Source organism: uncultured Sphingobacterium sp. (genome assembly GCF_964277905.1).
GTDB classification, from domain to species: Bacteria; Bacteroidota; Bacteroidia; order Sphingobacteriales; family Sphingobacteriaceae; genus Sphingobacterium; species Sphingobacterium siyangense.
On sequence record NZ_CAXYKD010000038.1, the window covers coordinates 174,392 to 192,419 of the forward strand.

The following is an 18,028-nucleotide window of genomic DNA, read 5'->3' on the forward strand; positions in this document are numbered from 1 at the left end:
AGCAGAAAAATAAACTATCCATAAAGAATGAAAAGAAGAGAATTTATAGCCAAGGGAATTGTATCCTCTTTGGCTTTTACAATTGTCCCGCGCGTTGTGTTGGGAGGCAATGGATTTCTTGCGCCAAGTGATCGTATCAATCTTGGATTTATTGGTGTCGGAAAACAATCCTATACCTTGATGAATGGCCTCAATCACTGCAAGGAAATTGCAAGTCTGGCTGCCTGTGATGTAGACCGTAATAAGTTGGCCGCATTTATTGCTGCGACAACGAAAAAACAAACGGAATTGTCAAAAGCACAGACCGAGATCAAGGCCTATCATCATTATCGGGAACTATTGGATCGGAAAGATATTGATGCTGTTGTCATTGCTACGCCCGATCATTGGCATGCGCAGATTGCAGTTGATGCGGCTAAAGCTGGCAAAGATATTTATTGTGAGAAACCCCTTGCATTGACCATTGCCGAAGGTCGTGCCATGGTTGATGCAACCCGAAAATATAAACGTGTATTTCAGACGGGCAGCATGCAGCGTTCTTCCTATAATTTTAGACAGGCAGCAGAACTGGTTCTCAATGGCTATATCGGCAAAATCAAGGAAATCAATGTTTCTGTGGGCGAACCGGTCAAACAATGTGATCTTCCCTCCATGCCAGCCCCCGATTATCTCGATTGGGATATGTGGGTAGGACCTTCACCATATCGGGGTTATAATCCGATATTAAGCCCACCTTTGGAAGACGATAAATGGGCCTGGTGGCGTGGTTACCGTGATTTTGGTGGCGGTTATATCACCGATTGGGGTGCACATATGTTTGACATCGTACAATGGGCCTTGGGCATGGATGAATCGGGCCCTGTTCAGTTTAATCCACCCAAGGAAGCCAATAGCAATAGTGGACTCTCGTTTAGCTATGCCAATGGCGTTCGGGTAAACCATGTGCAGTGGGGAGTACATAATGCGATCCAATTTATTGGTGAAAAGGGTAAGATTGAAGTAAGCCGGGAATTTATCCGCTCGAACCCGGAAAATTTGGCGAATCTTAAACTGACATCTTCTGATCGTCGTTTGTATTATAGTGATAATCACTATCAGGACTGGGTTGATGCGATTAAAAAAAGAAGTAAGCCTATCTGTGATGTTGAAATAGGTCACCGGACGAGCTCAGTGTGCAATGCCATCAATATTGCGTATGAACTTCAAAAGGATTTAAAATGGAATCCACAAAAAGAACAGTTCGACAATGACTATGCTAATCTCATGCGCAGTCGCCCTTATCGCGGGGAATGGGATTTTAGAAAGTTCTAGTAAAGAAATTGGGTGATTAATTATAAACAGGCTTAGCAAAATACGCTAAGCCTGTTAAGCACCTGCTCACAATTTTTTGATCAAATAGTGGGGAAAGATTCGTACCTGCTTCGTACCTGCTTCGTACCTTATTCGGATGGGCTACAGATATTGTACAGGTGCTGAACAGATATTGATCGGACCCTGAACAGGAATTACTTGTTCAACTTTCGATCAAGAGCCGTAGCAAGACTCTCCACATCCGAAGGTGGTACGAACACAATACGAAGACAACCCGAAGACAGCATTAGCGCTGTAGACACAAAAGGCCATATAAAACAAGTTTTTCTGTTAACGGAAAACGGATGAAAGCAAGCATATTGGAATGATCATTTACACGATTTGATCACTAGATCGCTTTTCTTATCGGGAGATAAAAAAAACATGGCCCGCTGATTTAAAACAAAAAGGACAAAAAGAAAATTTGCTATTCTGGATAGATAATTGCTTTATTTGTATCCAACAATTATTACATTCGAACAGCAAAGGGAATCTTGATATGTCGCAATTAACAATAGTAGATCTGGCCAAAAAGCTCGGCTTGTCAAAATCGACCGTTTCCCGTGCATTTCGGGATAATGTGGACATTAATCCAACGACAAAAGCTCGGATTCTGGCTATGGCCGAAGAAATCGGTTTTTCACCAAATGTTTATGCTAGTAGTCTAAAGGCAAATAAAAGTCTGACCATTGCGATTATTATTCCCGAATTTGGCAATAAGTTTTTCTCGCAGGCCATCAAAGGAATTGAGGCTGTGGCGCGTTCCAAGGGCTATCATACCTTAATTTATGTGACGGATCATCAGGTGCAAAATGAAGCCTCAATCGTACGTTCACTAGCCAACGGACGGGTGGATGGCGTTATCATTTCGGCTTCGGGTGAGGGTAAAGACCATTCGCATTTACAACTTTTGGCAGAGCGCGGTATTCCGGTCATGTTTTTTGACCGTGCATACGACGATTGGAGGGGGGGGTATATTACGGGTAATGACTTTGATTCAGCTTACCTGGCAACCAAGCACCTGATCGATAATGCCTGTAAACGGATCGCTTACCTCGCGATTAATCCGAATGTCTCCATCGGTAAGGTGCGTAAAGATGGCTACGAAAAGGCGCTGCAGGAAGTGGGGATTCCGATCAGACCAGCGCTTATTTTGGATACGGTCAACGATGCTGATCAGAATATGAAAGATATTGCCGACTTGATCGAGCAAGAGAAACCCGATGCCATATTTGCCTCGGTAGAACGTCTTGCTATTTCGAGTATACGAGTCGCCAAGCAGCTCGCAATTCGTATTCCTGAAGATCTTAAAATCATTTGTTTTTCTTGTTTGGATATCGCCGATCTGATTGACCCGGCACTGAGCGTAGTGAAACAACCAGCCTATGAAATGGGGCAATTAGTAACAAAATACCTATTGGATAAGATGGAAGACCCCGAAAATAGTAAATTTGCTAATTCGGTTTATCTTGATTCCCAGCTTATTTTTCAAAAATCTAGCCTGAAATAAGAAAAAAAATATTTGTTTTTTGTAATCCCATTATTTAGCTTTGATTACTTTCGGGAACATTCCCGGAGGTATTTAAATAATCAATTTGTATAAAATATTGGATAGGGAAATCCAGCAAATCGCCACAAGCGATTTCTTTTTACCTTGATTTCGGGAACGTTCCCAATTTCAGATTCCAAGTAAAGCTAATTATCGATGGGGAAGCATATCTCTCGTTTAATAGGGTATCTCTGGGTGATTGTCCTATTATCATGTGCAAATAAGAAAGATATCGTGGATGTCGAGCAACCTCCTGTTATTGAACAGCAGGGATCTGGTTTGCTCAATCTTTCCGCCCCATTTATCTATTGGGATCAGGAAATTACCTTGCAATTTGATCTTTCGAAAGGAAATGCGGCTTTAAAAGGTAGCACTACGGACCTGTACCTACACGCCGGATTGATTCCTGTCAATGGGGGCAGCTGGCAACATGTAGCAACAGATTGGTCAAAGAATGACAATGCCTATAAACTTAAATTTGTTTCTGCTGGTCTATATTCATTCACATTTACCCCCTCCAAATTTTTTAACCTGACTAATGGTGGAGAATTTGGTCAGATGGCACTTTTAGTCCGCAATGGTGATGGGTCGCTGGTCCAACGAAACAAAAATAATTCAGATCTATTTCTTCCTCTTGTAACGAGCGATACACAGGCCATTCGTTTTGTTTCGCCTACGCTGCAACCCACAGATCCAATTACCCTGGAGCAGATGTACACCGTTGGAGATAATCTGAGGCTAAAAGTACAGGCAACGCAGTCCGGAAAAATCAGTATCTGGGACAATGGTTTATTGCTTGCTGAATCTTCTGCTGGACTGTCATTAGAAAAATCGCTCAGCCTACAGAGCAATGGTCTGCACGAGCTTGAAGCACGTCTTGAGGCCGGGGGCAAAATATATTTCAGTAAAGCACAGTTATTTGTGCAATCAAAACCTACCATCGCTGCACTGCCGATAGGCATCAATCCAAACGGAACAACCATAAACAGGGAAAAACGAGAGGTCAGTTTTGCGCTCACAGCACCATTAAAAACGAGTGTTTATGTCTTGGGCGATTTTAATAACTATAAAGCGTTACCAGCCTATGCGATGAGCCAGACACCGGATGGAAAAACCTGGTGGGTTACCGTATCGAATCTGGATTTCTCTAAAAAACAGACTTATCAGTTTTTGGTGGACGGTCAACTGAATATCGCCGACCCCTATGCTGAGCTGATTCTTGATCCGCAAAACGACGCGGCACTCGGACTGACCGCGGCGGCTGTGCCCGCTTATCCCGCTGCTGCGCAAGGAGTAGTTGGCGTATTGGATCTCCCAGCCAAGTCCTACTCATGGAAAACCACGCTATTTAATAAACCAGCTCAAGGTGATTTAGTTATTTACGAACTCTTGGTCCGTGATTTTGTTAAACAGCATCAATATACCACATTGAAAGACTCTTTGTCTTATTTAAAAAGACTGGGTGTAAATGCGGTCGAGCTTATGCCAGTACAGGAATCGGAGGGGAATTCGACCTGGGGTTATAATCCTTCTTTCCACCGCGCTTTGGATAAATATTATGGCTTAAAAAACGACTTGAAAGCATACGTTGATGCGTGTCATGAAAATGGTATTGCCGTGATTTTGGATGTTGTTTTTAATCATGCTTTTGGTCAATCCCCGCTAGTACAGCTTTATTTTGAGCGGGGCAACGTCGCTGGCAATAGCCCTTGGTTCAATACGGTTGCTAAGCATCCGTTCAATGTTGGCTTCGACTTTAACCATGAAAGTAGTTATACACAGACTTTTGTCAAGGATGTTTTGACCTATTGGATGCAGGAGTACAAGATTGATGGGTTCCGATTTGACTTGTCTAAAGGGTTTACACAGAAAAATTCGGGTACCTCAGAAAGTGATCTGAGTGCATGGAATGCTTACGATGCGTCGCGTGTGGCTATCTTGAAGCAATACCAGCAGCATATTCGCAGCATCGATCCCTCGTGTTATATTATTCTCGAACATCTTGGTGGAGATCAGGAAGAGGCCGAACTTGCGCAATCGGGGATGTTGCTATGGAACAACATGAATGGGGTCTTCAATGAGGCGGCAATGGGCTGGAATGCCAACAACGGCTCGGATTTAGGCAGATTATTCCCTTCGAGCCACGGCATGACACAACCTTCGTTTGTGTCTTATATGGAAAGCCATGATGAACAGCGGTTGCTGTTCAAATGCCTGAATTACGGCAATTCATCAGGTACCTATAACATCAAGAACCTCAGCACCGCATTAAAACGTATGGAACAGGCCGCCGTGTTTTTATTGGCTTCGCCCGGACCTAAGATGATCTGGCAGTTTGGTGAATACGGCTATGATGTGTCTATCGATGAAAATGGGCGCACAGGCGAAAAACCATTGTTGTGGAGCTATCTACAACAAGATGATCGCAAAAAGCTCTTTGAGACCTATGCCAAACTCACACGTTTCAAAACCCAAAATAGCATTTTCCAAAACGGGACGATTATCACATCGGCTATGAAAGATGCCGTTAAATATTTTGTTCTCGAAAAGGAGGGACAACAAGTAGGGGTACTTGGCAATTTTGGGGTAGAAAGTGTGGACTTTGCCTTGCCGGCAGCGTTGCAGGGGCAGTGGGTCGATAATTTTACGGGAAAAGAGCTCAATTGGTCAGGCCAGTCAAAATTGAGTCTCCTCCCTGGGCAGTACCAATTGATAAGCAAAACAAAACTAAATAAATAAACAGTTATTTTATGAACAAACAGCTATCACGTCCATTTTGGGCTCTGAGCATGCTACTCGGTGTAAGTGCTTCGGCATTTGCGCAACAGGCAACGCTAAAAGGGCGAGTAATGGACCAGAAGGGGAGTTCCTTGGTCGGTGCTACACTGCGCTTCGAGGACATTCAAAAATCACTGTCTACCAATGCGAATGGGGATTTTAGCTTGGATAGACTACAAACAGGGAAATTACGTCTGAAAGTAAGTATGGTCGGATACGCGACCCTGGATACCTTGATCCAGGTCAACGATGGACAGCATCCGTTAAACCTTTACCTTAAATCCAATACCAGTGCACTGGAAGAGGTTGCGGTGATTGGTTATGGTACACAAAAGAAAAGTGACCTGACGGGTTCAATCAGCACAGTATCTGCAAAAGATTTTCAAAAAGGACAGATCTCCTCGCCGGAGCAACTCATTATGGGGAAAGTTCCAGGCGTACAGATTACAACAAGTGGAGGGCAGCCGGGTGCAGGAAGCACCATCCGTATCCGTACCGGAGCTTCATTGAACGCCAGTAACGATCCGTTAATTGTCGTAGATGGAATTCCATTGGCAGGTGGTTCTGTATCTGGGGTAGCTAACCCATTAAGTTTGATTAACCCAAATGATATCGAGACATTTACAATCTTGAAAGATGCCAATGCAACAGCCATCTATGGTTCGCGGGCGTCGAATGGGGTTATTTTGATCACGACAAAAAAAGGCAGTCGCTCAGGAACACAAATCAACTTCTCTACACAGAATTCATTGGCTACCGTAGCCAATAAAGTAAAGTTGCTCAACGCCGATCAAATCCGCGATTATGTCAATACAAATGGTAGTGATGCCATGAAAAAGTTGTTAGGAACAGCAAATACCGACTGGCAGGATGTGATTTATGGCAATGCATTTACAACGGATAATAACGTTAATATTGCTTCCAAAGCGGGCAATATGCCTTACCGTATCTCTGCGGGCTATATGAACCAGGATGGGGTATTGAAAAATGATAACTTAAAACGAACTACTGCTGCATTGGCATTAACGCCAAAATTTCTGGATAACCATCTTTCATTGGATGTCAATGTCCGTGGTACCTGGTCAAAATCGAAATTTGCGACACAAGACGCAATCGGAGCAGCCATTCAGTTCGACCCGACCCAACCTGTCTATGTGGATGATAAAAATAGTTTTGGCGGATATTATGAATGGATTCAAGGGGGGAAACCTAATCCCAATGCACCACGAAATCCTTTAGCCTTGTTGGATTTACGCAAAGATAATGGTGATGTGTTTAGAAGTATCGGAAATGCAAAGGTGGATTATAGTTTTCATTTCCTGCCGGAGCTGCATGCCAACTTAAACGTTGGATACGATCTGGCGCGTTCGAAAGGGAACACATTTACACCAGCGATAGCTGCACGTAATTTTAATGAAGGGGGTGAAAGAACCCAATATAAAACCGATATCAACAATAAAACGCTGGAGTTTTATTTAAAGTATGATAAGGAATTACCTACAATCAAAAGTACGATAGACGCGACATTAGGCTATGGCTACTATAAAAATAGTAGTAAGGTTTATAATTTTAACCGTACAAATGCGGAAGGTGATAAGATCCTAAATGAACCTACTCGGCCTTTTGATAAACCCGAAAATCTGTTGATCTCTTATTATGGTCGTCTGATTTATACCTATGACAACCGGTATGTTCTGTCGGGAACTTTGCGGTCGGATGGTTCTTCCCGTTTTAGTCCTGATAACCGTTGGGGATATTTTCCTTCTGTCGGATTTACCTGGCGCGCCAAAAATGAAGGCTTTTTAAAGGATATAGCTGCAGTATCCGAACTGAAGCTCCGTCTAAGTTATGGAAAAACCGGACAGCAAGATGGCATCGCCAACTATTCTTATTTGCCTAACTATACCATCAGCGGCAACGAGTCGATGTATCGCTTTGGTGATGAATACTACTATTTAAATTCACCTGTGGCCTACGATAAAGACATTCGTTGGGAAAATACAACAACCTATAATGCCGGCGTTGATTTTGGCTTTAACAACAATCGGGTCTATGGTAGCGTGGATTATTATTCGAAAAAGACCAAAGACCTACTCAGCACGATTCCCGTTCCTGTAGGCTCTAACTTTAGCAATTTCCTGTTGACCAACGTGGGTAACATGGAAAACCAGGGGCTGGAGTTTAATGTACACTTCGTCCCGCTAAAAACGGATAATTCGACCTTGGACATCGGTTTTAACCTAACTTATAATAAGAGTAAAGTAACCAATCTGACACAGAGTGATGATCCAAACTTTATTGTAGAGACCGGTGGTATCCGTGGTGGTACAGGCGGAAATATACAGGCGCATAAGGTTAATTTCATGCCAAACAGTTTCAATGTTTTCCAACAGGTATATGATGAACAGGGGCATCCTGTCGAAGGTGTCTATGTTGACCGTAATGGAGATGGCGTTATCAGCGATAACGATCGCTATCTGTATAAATCACCGTTACCGAAATATCTTTTGGGTTTTACAGCGGCATATAGCTACAAAAAATGGTCGGCAACAACGGTATTGCGCGCAAATCTGGATAATTATGTCTACGACAATGTTTCCTCTAATTTGGGAAGCGGGGCAAATATCAACGATCAGGCCGTTTTGGTGATCAATAATGCACCCGTGGATTTTTTTAATACCAATTTTCTGCTCAAACAGCTAAGAAGTGATTACTACATCAAGAACGCTTCTTTTTTAAAAATGGATAATGTCAACCTGAGTTATAACCTTGGAAAATTTATCCGGAATAGTAACGCTTCAATGTCGATTTCTGCAACTGTACAAAATGTATTTACGATCACCAATTATAAAGGTGTTGACCCCGAGATATCGAACGGTATAGACGATCGCTTTTATCCGAGGCCAAGGACTTATGTATTGGGTGTAAATGTGAGTTTTTAAACGATATAACAATGAAAAAATTAAATAAATATATAGGTGTATGCTTGCTGGCTATAGCACTGAGCAGCTGCCATAAGGATTTGGATCTAAAACCGACCAACGACGTAACTGCAGATGTAGCCTACAAAGATTTTAAAGGCTATACCTCATCTTTCGCAAGATTATATGGATCATTGACCTTAACCAGTACATCGGGGCCGAATAACTCTGATCTGGGAGGATTGGATGCCGGTACATCGGATTTTTTACGCCTCTTTTGGAACGCACAGGAACTTACGACCGATGAGGCCGCCTGTGCCTGGCTCAATGATTCGGGGATTAGCGGACTGGATTACCTTGATTTTGACGATAGCAATCCCATGCTCCGTGGTCTTTATACCCGCTGTGTCTATAGTGCCACACTTGTCAATGAATTTTTAAGAGAAAGTACAGATGCTAAATTGGCCGAACGCGGTATTTCTGATGCTGATAAAAAAGAAATCGCTTATTATCGTGCCGAAGCAAGATTCTTACGTGCTTATAATTATTGGGTGCTGCTTGATTTGTTTGGAAATCCACCATTTGTAACCGAAGAAACTCCTGTCGGAAAAGTATCGCCGCCTCAGATCAAACGACCTGAACTTTTTGCTTATGTAGAGAAAGAGCTGTTGGAAGTTGCAGGCCAGCTAAAAGGTGCCAAACAGAATGTATATGGTCGTGTAGATCAAGTTGCGGCATGGGGGCTGTTAGCTCGTTTATACCTCAACGCAGAAGTTTACCTGGGTGCCGGTAATAAGAAATATACCGAAGCGATTACATATGCAGAAAAAGTACTGAACTCGGGCTATAGTTTGGGGACAAATTATCGGGAGCTCTTTTACGCGGATAATGATGTGAACAATCCCGAATTTATTTTTTATCTGCCTTATGATGGAACCAAAACACAGAGCAAGGGTGGTACAACTTATCTGATCAATGCAGCTATTGACGCAACCATGGATCCCACTTCTTTCGGTGTACCCGGCGGCGGTTGGGCCGGAAATAGGACACGTGACAATATCGCAACGATTTTCGGTGACTACACCGGAGCAACGGACAGGAGGGCAATGTTTCACTTAAATACAAGCGTGAAAATTGAGGATATCGCTGTCTATAAGCAAGGGCTGGCGGTGACCAAATTCCGCAATGTGAACAAGGACGGAAAAACTGCTCCTCCGGCAGCTGAAGGTTTCGTTGCTTCGGTGGATTTCCCGTTGATCCGTTTGGCAGAGATGAACTTGATCTATGCTGAGGCGACATTGCGTGGCGGCTCTGGCGGCAGCTTGGCCAAAGCACTGGACTATGTCAATAAACTGCGTGTACGTGCCTATGGAAACAACAGTGGGAACTTAACGAATCTCTCTTTGGATGATATTCTCAATGAGCGTGTGAAAGAATTATACTGGGAAGGATTTAGACGTTCGGATTTAATCCGCTATGGCAAATTTACGGGTGATAATTACCTCTGGCCTTTTAAAGGTGGCGTGCTTGCAGGTCAGGCAGTTGCCGGGTATAGGACGCTGTTCCCACTTCCTGCTTCGGATATTATTGCGAACTCCAATCTTGTACAGAATCCAGGCTATAATTAATCAGCATGGGACGGGAAGAGCTTACTCGAATGGATAAGGAATCTATATATACTTATAGCGTTTTGATGCGGTGAGTCTCTTCCGGTCAATGTAGCCTTACCTGTAATAAGACAATTGTTGACAGATGAAACCGGGCAATATCTATTGTTCGACGCATTGGCGAATGGTCAGTTACCCGGGCTTTCATCAGCTATTGAAAACAAAAATTAAACAGATGAAAATTAGACACTATATCGGAATCATGCTGCTATTTATAGTGGCGTTCCAAAGTTGTAAAAAAGACGAGACGCGCGCTATATTGGCTAGCGGGGAGAGCATAAAGCCAGCAACTTTAAGCCTCGATAAAACGAATGTAACCTTGTCAAAAGATAACGCAAAGGATACGGTACTGCACCTCAATATGATTCAGCCTGACTTTGGTTTTCAGGCCGCAGTAACCAACGTTCTGCAGTTTGCACTTAAAGGAGACAATTTTAAAACAGTAAAAGAAGTTGTCATTCCCAACGGCCGGACAAGCCTTGGATTTACAGGTTATGAATTGAACAGCTATTTACTTTCTCTTGGTGTTCCGACGGGAACGGCTTCGGACTTTGATGTACGCCTCAAGTCGAGTATCAATACTAAAATTACGGTGGTGTTTTCTGCGTTAGCCAGTCTTAAAGCAATCCCTTTTGCTTCGACCAGCTATTTGTATGTTCCGGGAGCTTATCAGGGATGGGATCCGGCTACTGCTGAATCAATAGTCTCCCCGACAAGCAACGGCATCTATACGGGCATTATCTCCTTTCCGGAAGCGAATTCGGAATTTAAGATAACGACAGAGCGCAATTGGGCAAATTCCTATGGACAGACTGCAGATGGTAAACTCGCTTTTAATGGCGGTGGAAATATAAAAGCTCTCCGTGCAGGAAATCTGGAAATAGAAGTCAATACGACGGCAAATACCATTTCATTTAAAGATCACAATTGGGGCATTATTGGTAGCGCCACGCCAAAGGGCTGGGATGCCGATACGGATATGAAATTCGACAATGCTAATCAGGTATGGAAGCTCACAGTAAGCTTGACTGCAGGCGAGATCAAATTCCGTAAAAACCACGATTGGGGAACGAATTTCGGCGGAGCTAACGGCAGTCTGATTGCCGGCGGGGCCAATATCGCGGTTGCCAATGCCGGTACCTATGATATCGTCGTGGATTTCAATGCAAATACATATACGTTGACGAAGAAATAAAAAACGATGTTTAAACGAAATAAAAAGATTACCACAGTATTCGTGGCACTAACGGTGCTTGGATGGAGCCCCCTAATGGGGCAATCCATCCAACGTGTAGAACCCCTAAACTGGTGGGTAGGAATGGAAAATCCGACTTTGCAGCTTGTTGTCTATGGACCTCAGATAGGGAAAAGCGAGGTACAGGTGGAGGATAAAGGGATAGAACTTGTCAAAGTCAATCGCGTAGAAAATCCCAACTACCTGTTTTTGGATGTCAAGGTGGCTGCTTCGGCCAAACCAGGATGGTCAACTTTTACCTTTAGCCAGGGAAAGAAAAAACTAACCTATCGTTATGAGTTGAAGCAAAGGGATCAAAAAATAAAAGCACAGGGTGTGAACAGTGCTGATTTGATCTACCTGATTATGCCCGATCGTTTTGCCAATGGAAACAAAGGAAATGATCAGGTGAAAGGCATGTTGGATATGAGTTTAAACCGAGACTCGATGTATCTGCGTCATGGCGGTGATCTGGAAGGTATTATCGGAAAGCTGGATTACCTACAAGATCTTGGGGTGACATCCTTGTGGCTGACTCCTGTGTTGACCAATGACATGCCCCAGGCTTCATATCATGGTTATGCCAACACCGAAACCTATCATATTGATCCCCGTTTTGGTAGCAACAATACTTATGTGCAATTGGGTGAACAGCTGCATAAACGTCAGATGAAACTGATTTTTGATGTGGTACCCAATCATATCGGAAGTTATCATTGGACGGTAAAAGACAAGCCCATGGCCGACTGGCTCAATGAATGGCCTACCTATACGCAGACATCTTACAAAGACCAGACAGTTTTTGATCCTTATGCCTCGGCAGATGACAAAAAGAAAATGGTCAAAGGCTGGTTTGTTCCCACAATGCCCGATATGAACGAACAAAACCCATACGTTCAAAATTATCTGACCCAAAGCCATATCTGGTGGATAGAGACCGCGGCAATAGATGGATTCCGAATCGATACCTATCCGTACAATGATCTTGATTTTATGGCCAAATGGACAGATCGCATTCTGCGGGAGTATCCAAAATTCACCTTTTTTGGTGAAACATGGGTACATGGTGTGGGGAACCAGGCCTATTTTCTGGGTGGAAAACGAGTTGGCCAGGAGGTCGATTCCAAGCTGATGGGTGTCACGGATTTTCAGCTTAATTATGCCATAGGTGATGCACTCAACCAAAAGACAGAATGGACCGCAGGAGCCAATAAATTGTATTCAACCCTCGCTTCAGACTTTCTGTACCCACATCCCGAGCAAAATGTGCTTTTTTTGGATAACCACGATAAAGATCGTTTTTTCTCCGTTGTCGGTGAAAATGTGCAGAAATATAAATCGGCAATGGCTTGGCTTATGACAACAAGGGGCATCCCACAATTGTACTACGGGGCGGAAATTCTGATGAAGAATTTCTCCAATCCAGATGGCTTGCTACGGGAAGACTTTCAAGGTGGTTTCGCGGGTGACAAACTGAATAAGTTTACCGCAGACGGAAGGACTAAAGCAGAGCAAGATATGTGGACTTTTGTTCAAACGCTAGCCAATTATCGTAAACAACATGCTGTATTACAAACTGGTAAAACGATGCAGTATGTGCCCGAAGATGGCGTGTATGTGTATTTCCGCTACAATGAACAAGAGACGGTTATGGTTGTAATGAATTGCAACGATTCGGCGAAAGAGATCAAACTGGATCGTTTTAAGGAGAGAAACAGCAAGGTGAAATCCTATGTTGATATTATCCAAAAAAAGGAAACCACTCCAGCTGACAATACCTTGAAACTGGAAGCTTATGAGACTAAAGTGCTGGAGCTTAAGTTTTAATACAATTTAAAATTCTATAGAATTCATTTTTCAATGATTAATTATACTACTGTAAAAGCCGTAATATTTGATTTGGACGGTGTGTTGGTGGATACGGCAATCTACCATTTTCAAGCTTGGCATAGATTGGCCGAAGACTTGGGCTATTCGTTTTCCATTGTTGACAATGAGCAGCTGAAAGGTGTCAGCCGGATCGAATCCCTGGAGCTTATTTTAAAATGGGCCGGGGTGGAAAAGTCCGAAGCTGAAAAAGCGGATTTACTGGTGCTTAAAAACCAATGGTACCTGGAGTTGATTGAGCAGCTGAACCCTGAACACCTGCTTTACGGTAGTTTGGAACTTTTAAAAAGACTACAGCAAAAAGGAATTAAGATTGGACTTGGTTCAGCCAGTAAGAATGCAATGGGTATCCTTGAAAAAACCGGAATTATACCCTATTTCGATGCGATGATCGATGGTAATGTAGTGCAGCTTTCTAAACCCAACCCGGAAGTTTTCCTTAAGGGGGCCGAGGTGCTGGAGATTGCGCCGGCCCATTGCCTAGTGTTGGAAGATGCGCAGGCGGGAATTGATGCAGCACGGGCCGCCGGTATGCAGGTAATAGGTATAGGCCTGGAGGAACATCTCAAGGGAGCGGATTTGGTCGTGGCAGATTTAGGGATCTTAGTCGATAAATTTTAAAATTTAGGAGAAATTCAATAGCGGAAAGCATGATGTAGATGGTATCGGTAAATAGGGCAATCATTTATTTGCCTTCGATTCTGAGCATGCAGTGAAAAAAATAAAAAGATGAAAACATATATCAAACATAACCCTTGGCAAATTATCGAAGATACATTTCGCCCCGAACATAATGAATTTTCGGAAAGTATCTTCGCTATTGGTAATGGTCGGATGGGGCAGAGGGCTAATTTTGAAGAAGAATTCAGCGGGAAATCCTTGCAAGGGTCGTATTTGGCCGGTATTTATTATCCGGACAAAACACGCGTAGGCTGGTGGAAAAATGGGTATCCGGAATATTTTGCCAAGGTCATCAATTCCATCGATTGGATAGGCCTGGATATTCTGGTCAATGGGCAGGTGCTGGATCTGAACAAGGTTACGGTCAAATCTTTTGAACGCCGACTGGATATGCAGCATGGCGTTTTATACCGCAGTTTTGCCGTGGAAATGCCAGACGGAGCACAGCTTAAGGTAGAAGCAAGCCGGATGTATCATCTGTTTGCTTCCGAAACAGCTTCATTGCAGTACAACATCCAGGCACTTTCTGGTCCAATTGCATTGGAGATCAGGTCGCAGTTAGATGCTGAAGTCGTTAACCGTGATAGTAACTATGACGAGCAATTTTGGGAAAGTACAGCGCAGGGTAGAGATGGTGAAAATACCTTTGTGGTGGCGCGCACCAAGAAAACGGGGTTTGAGGTATATGCCATGCTTACAACAAGCGTAACAGGTCCAACAGCGGTTGTGGAAGTGCAAGATACACTCCCAAGTCCGGGCTGTATGACGGAGATCTATCAGACGGATCTTGCCGAATCTCAAATTTGTCGTGTTGAGAAGCGGGTTGCCATTGTCACCTCGCAGAATCACCTGCCGGCTCAGCTAAAAGAGGCTGCTTCGGCTAATCTACGCCAATTGAATGTGCTGAGTTATGAGCAGTTAAAGGCTCAACAGGCAGCAGCCTGGCAAGCGATCTGGGCAGAAAGTGATATTGAAATTAGTGGTGATGTCGCAGCACAGCAGGCAATACGCTACAATATTTTCCAGCTTAACCAGACTTATACCGGCGAAGATGAGCGCCTCAATATTGGCCCTAAAGGTTTTACAGGTGAAAAATATGGTGGTGTCACGTATTGGGATACCGAAGCATATTGTATTCCATTTTACCTGGCAACACAGTCACCAAAGATTGCCCGTAATTTGTTGATTTATCGTCATCAGCAATTGGAAAAGGCAATCGAAAATGCGGCTAAACTCGGCTTTAATCTGGGCGCAGCACTCTATCCCATGGTTACGATTAATGGTGAGGAATGCCATAATGAATGGGAGATAACATTTGAGGAGATTCATCGCAATGGAGCCATAGCATTTGCAATCTATAACTATGTCCGTTACACCGGAGATCAGGATTATATCTGGTCACATGGATTGGAGGTTTTGGTTGCGATAAGCCGTTTCTGGGCACAGCGTGTCAATTGGAGTGCCGATCGCCAGCAGTATGTTATGTTGGGCGTGACGGGACCAAACGAGTATGAAAACAACGTAAACAATAACTGGTACACCAACCGTATTGCTTCATGGTGTCTGCAATATACACTGGACTGTTTAAAAAAGCTGGCTCAGCGGAGCGACGGGAATGCTGACGTACTGAAAGCGAAGTTGGCCGTAGCGTCGGAAGAACAACAAAAATGGCAGCACATTGTCGATAACATGTATTATCCTTTCGATGCGCAACGGAATGTATATTTGCAGCAAGATGGCTTTTTGGACAAAGAGCTGATACCTGTGGCAGAACTTGATCCATCGCATCGTCCTATTAACCAGCATTGGAGTTGGGATAGGATTCTGCGTTCCTGTTATATCAAACAGGCCGATGTATTGCAAGGTTTTTACTTCCTTGAGGATCAATTTGACCTGGAGACCCTAGGTCGACATTATGAATTCTATGAGCCTTTTACGGTGCATGAAAGTTCGCTCTCTCCCTGCGTACATGCGATATTGGCCGCTAAATTGAACAAGCCGGAAAAAGCGTATGAATTCTATCTGCGCACCTCACGTTTGGATCTGGACGATTATAATAACGATACCGAAGACGGTTTACATATTACGTCGATGGCGGGTACCTGGATGACAATCGTAGAGGGCTTCGCAGGAATGCGGATTAAGGACGGGCAATTCTATTTAAATCCGATGTTGCCCAAAGAATGGGAAGGATATAAATTCCGGGTGTTATTTCGTGGAGCGACTTTACTGATTGCAGTAGATGCCGATGGCTATACGATCGAAAATGTCAGTGATACTGCAGTCCATATCCAGACGGTAACCGAAGCTTTCGTGCTGCCTGGGCAAAGCAAAAAACAGGTGCTTCAGCTGAGATAAACCTCAGTTTTCAGCAGTGAAAGAACCTATCTTATGCTGCTGAAAATAGGGGGTAAATGGTAATTAAATTGTATTTTGTGTTAAATTTTGATAGCCTATTATGGGAAATAAACCTGAATTAAGCATTAGCCAGGTCATCAATATGAGTTTTGGATTTCTGGGGATACAAATGGGTTTTGCTCTGCAAAATGGCAACGCCTCCCGTATTCTCCAAACATTTGGTGCTGATGTGGAGCATCTTTCACTTTTTTGGCTTGCTGCTCCGATTACGGGGATGATTGTACAGCCAATTATAGGCCATTATAGTGATCGAACCTGGAATAGATTGGGCCGGCGGCGACCTTATATTTTGGTGGGGGCACTGTTGACTACCCTGACTTTATTTTTAATGCCCAATGCGGCATTAATGACAACATTATTGGCGCCACTTTGGATCGGTGCAGGCTTATTGATGTTTATGGATGCTTCCATCAATGTGACGATGGAGCCCTTTCGGGCGCTGATCGGTGATAATCTGCCGAGCAGTCAGCGGAGTTTGGGCTTCTCGGTACAGACCTTTTTAATCGGGATTGGCGCTGTCCTTGGCTCGCTACTTCCCTTTATGCTGACGAAGTATTTTCATGTAGCAGGGACTTCTGAAGCCGGGCAGGTACCGAGTAATGTTATCTACTCCTTTTATGTAGGCGGTTTTGTCCTGCTTCTAACGGTGTTATGGTCTGTGTTCAAAACAAAAGAGTACTCACCAACAGCGCTTCAGACTTTTTCGGATGCGGTTGCTATTGAACAGGATGTGGCACCAAAGTTTGGTTTGCGTTCTATCTTTAGTGATATCGGTAAGATGCCAGTGATCATGCGCAAATTGGGCTGGGTCCAGTTTTTCTCCTGGTTTGCCCTTTTTATGATGTGGGTGTATACAACTCCTGCTATTGCTGATTCGGTTTTTTACCTGCGGGAAGGAAATCGGCAGGATCTTTATATGGAGGCTGCCAATTGGGTAGGTGTGCTTTTTGGCATTTACAATGGAGTCTCAGCCTTGTATGCCTTGTTTATTCCGCGGATAGCTAAACATTTTGGGCGTGGAAAAACGCATGCTCTTGGGCTTTCCATTGGTGGACTTTCATTAATTTCATTATTTCTGATCAAAGATGCCAATCTACTGATTCTTCCTATGATCGGTATTGGTATCGCTTGGGGAAGCATTTTGGCAATGCCTTATGCAATTTTGAGCGATCATTTGCCTACGGGTAAAATGGGCGTTTATATGGGGCTATTTAATTTTTTCATTACCCTACCTCAGATTGTGTGTGGATTTTTTGGCGGAATGATCATCAAATATTTTTTTCATAGCCAATCCATTTACGGCTTGTTGTTGGCCGGCATATTTATGTTGCTGGCGGCATTCTTTGTTCCAAAGCGTAAGAATTAAGTGCATACCATTATCGTAGACGTAGGCTAAACCCGCTACGTCTACGTTTTTTTCTTCACTAGCGTCTTTCAATAAGATTTTTTAGCTCCTTGTATTTGTCTCCTATTCTTTCTTTACCTCGGGGTGATTTCTTTCTTTATCAGTGCCGATATTCTTTCGGCATCTCGGGAACAGTTT

The 18,028-nt window shown here is 43.5% G+C and carries 10 protein-coding genes; all 10 read left to right on the forward strand.

Translation table 11 applies throughout. The annotated features are described in order from the left end of the window. The first annotated feature begins 27 nt into the window (after positions 1 to 27). The 10 genes from ACHWSC_RS17605 to ACHWSC_RS17650 all read left to right on the forward strand — a co-directional run bounded on the left by ACHWSC_RS17605 (position 28) and on the right by ACHWSC_RS17650 (position 17,851). On the forward strand, positions 28 to 1,311 hold the full coding sequence (locus ACHWSC_RS17605; protein ID WP_120336590.1) for a Gfo/Idh/MocA family protein: 1,284 nt from the start codon (positions 28 to 30) through the stop codon (positions 1,309 to 1,311). A gap of 538 nt (positions 1,312 to 1,849) precedes the next feature. Further along, a complete protein-coding gene (locus tag ACHWSC_RS17610) occupies positions 1,850 to 2,860 on the forward strand; it encodes a LacI family DNA-binding transcriptional regulator (protein WP_394677636.1) in 1,011 nt (336 codons plus the stop codon). A gap of 195 nt (positions 2,861 to 3,055) precedes the next feature. Further along, on the forward strand, positions 3,056 to 5,638 hold the full coding sequence (locus ACHWSC_RS17615) for an alpha-amylase family glycosyl hydrolase (protein WP_394677637.1): 2,583 nt from the start codon (positions 3,056 to 3,058) through the stop codon (positions 5,636 to 5,638). A gap of 11 nt (positions 5,639 to 5,649) precedes the next feature. Further along, the gene (locus tag ACHWSC_RS17620; protein WP_394677638.1) at positions 5,650 to 8,619 is read left to right on the forward strand and encodes a SusC/RagA family TonB-linked outer membrane protein; all 2,970 of its coding nucleotides are present in this window, start codon (positions 5,650 to 5,652) and stop codon (positions 8,617 to 8,619) included. Between the two features lie 11 nt (positions 8,620 to 8,630). After that, a complete protein-coding gene (locus tag ACHWSC_RS17625) occupies positions 8,631 to 10,226 on the forward strand; it encodes a RagB/SusD family nutrient uptake outer membrane protein (RefSeq protein ID WP_120336586.1) in 1,596 nt (531 codons plus the stop codon). A gap of 214 nt (positions 10,227 to 10,440) precedes the next feature. Then, positions 10,441 to 11,460: a SusE domain-containing protein gene (locus tag ACHWSC_RS17630; protein WP_394677639.1), complete on the forward strand. Its 1,020-nt coding sequence runs from the start codon at positions 10,441 to 10,443 to the stop codon at positions 11,458 to 11,460. Positions 11,461 to 11,466: 6 nt separating this feature from the next. Next, complete coding sequence (locus ACHWSC_RS17635; protein WP_394677640.1) at positions 11,467 to 13,326, forward strand: glycoside hydrolase family 13 protein; 1,860 nt, start codon at positions 11,467 to 11,469, stop codon at positions 13,324 to 13,326. Positions 13,327 to 13,359: 33 nt separating this feature from the next. After that, complete coding sequence (gene pgmB / locus ACHWSC_RS17640; protein WP_394677641.1) at positions 13,360 to 14,007, forward strand: beta-phosphoglucomutase; 648 nt, start codon at positions 13,360 to 13,362, stop codon at positions 14,005 to 14,007. A 108-nt stretch (positions 14,008 to 14,115) separates the two neighbouring features. Next, on the forward strand, positions 14,116 to 16,425 hold the full coding sequence (locus tag ACHWSC_RS17645) for a family 65 glycosyl hydrolase domain-containing protein (protein WP_394677642.1): 2,310 nt from the start codon (positions 14,116 to 14,118) through the stop codon (positions 16,423 to 16,425). Between the two features lie 100 nt (positions 16,426 to 16,525). After that, positions 16,526 to 17,851: an MFS transporter gene (locus ACHWSC_RS17650; protein WP_394677643.1), complete on the forward strand. Its 1,326-nt coding sequence runs from the start codon at positions 16,526 to 16,528 to the stop codon at positions 17,849 to 17,851. Positions 17,852 to 18,028 lie beyond the last annotated feature (177 nt).

Excerpts from the sequence above, each read along its gene's own strand:
- ACHWSC_RS17645 (WP_394677642.1), top strand. The coding sequence starts at position 14,116 with ATGAAAACATATATCAAACATAACCCTTGGCAAATTATCGAAGATACA.
- ACHWSC_RS17605 (WP_120336590.1), top strand. The coding sequence starts at position 28 with ATGAAAAGAAGAGAATTTATAGCCAAGGGAATTGTATCCTCTTTGGCT.
- ACHWSC_RS17635 (WP_394677640.1), top strand. The coding sequence starts at position 11,467 with ATGTTTAAACGAAATAAAAAGATTACCACAGTATTCGTGGCACTAACG.
- ACHWSC_RS17610 (WP_394677636.1), top strand. The coding sequence starts at position 1,850 with ATGTCGCAATTAACAATAGTAGATCTGGCCAAAAAGCTCGGCTTGTCA.
- ACHWSC_RS17615 (WP_394677637.1), top strand. The coding sequence starts at position 3,056 with ATGGGGAAGCATATCTCTCGTTTAATAGGGTATCTCTGGGTGATTGTC.
- ACHWSC_RS17625 (WP_120336586.1), top strand. The coding sequence starts at position 8,631 with ATGAAAAAATTAAATAAATATATAGGTGTATGCTTGCTGGCTATAGCA.
- ACHWSC_RS17650 (WP_394677643.1), top strand. The coding sequence starts at position 16,526 with ATGGGAAATAAACCTGAATTAAGCATTAGCCAGGTCATCAATATGAGT.
- ACHWSC_RS17630 (WP_394677639.1), top strand. The coding sequence starts at position 10,441 with ATGAAAATTAGACACTATATCGGAATCATGCTGCTATTTATAGTGGCG.
- pgmB (WP_394677641.1), top strand. The coding sequence starts at position 13,360 with ATGATTAATTATACTACTGTAAAAGCCGTAATATTTGATTTGGACGGT.
- ACHWSC_RS17620 (WP_394677638.1), top strand. The coding sequence starts at position 5,650 with ATGAACAAACAGCTATCACGTCCATTTTGGGCTCTGAGCATGCTACTC.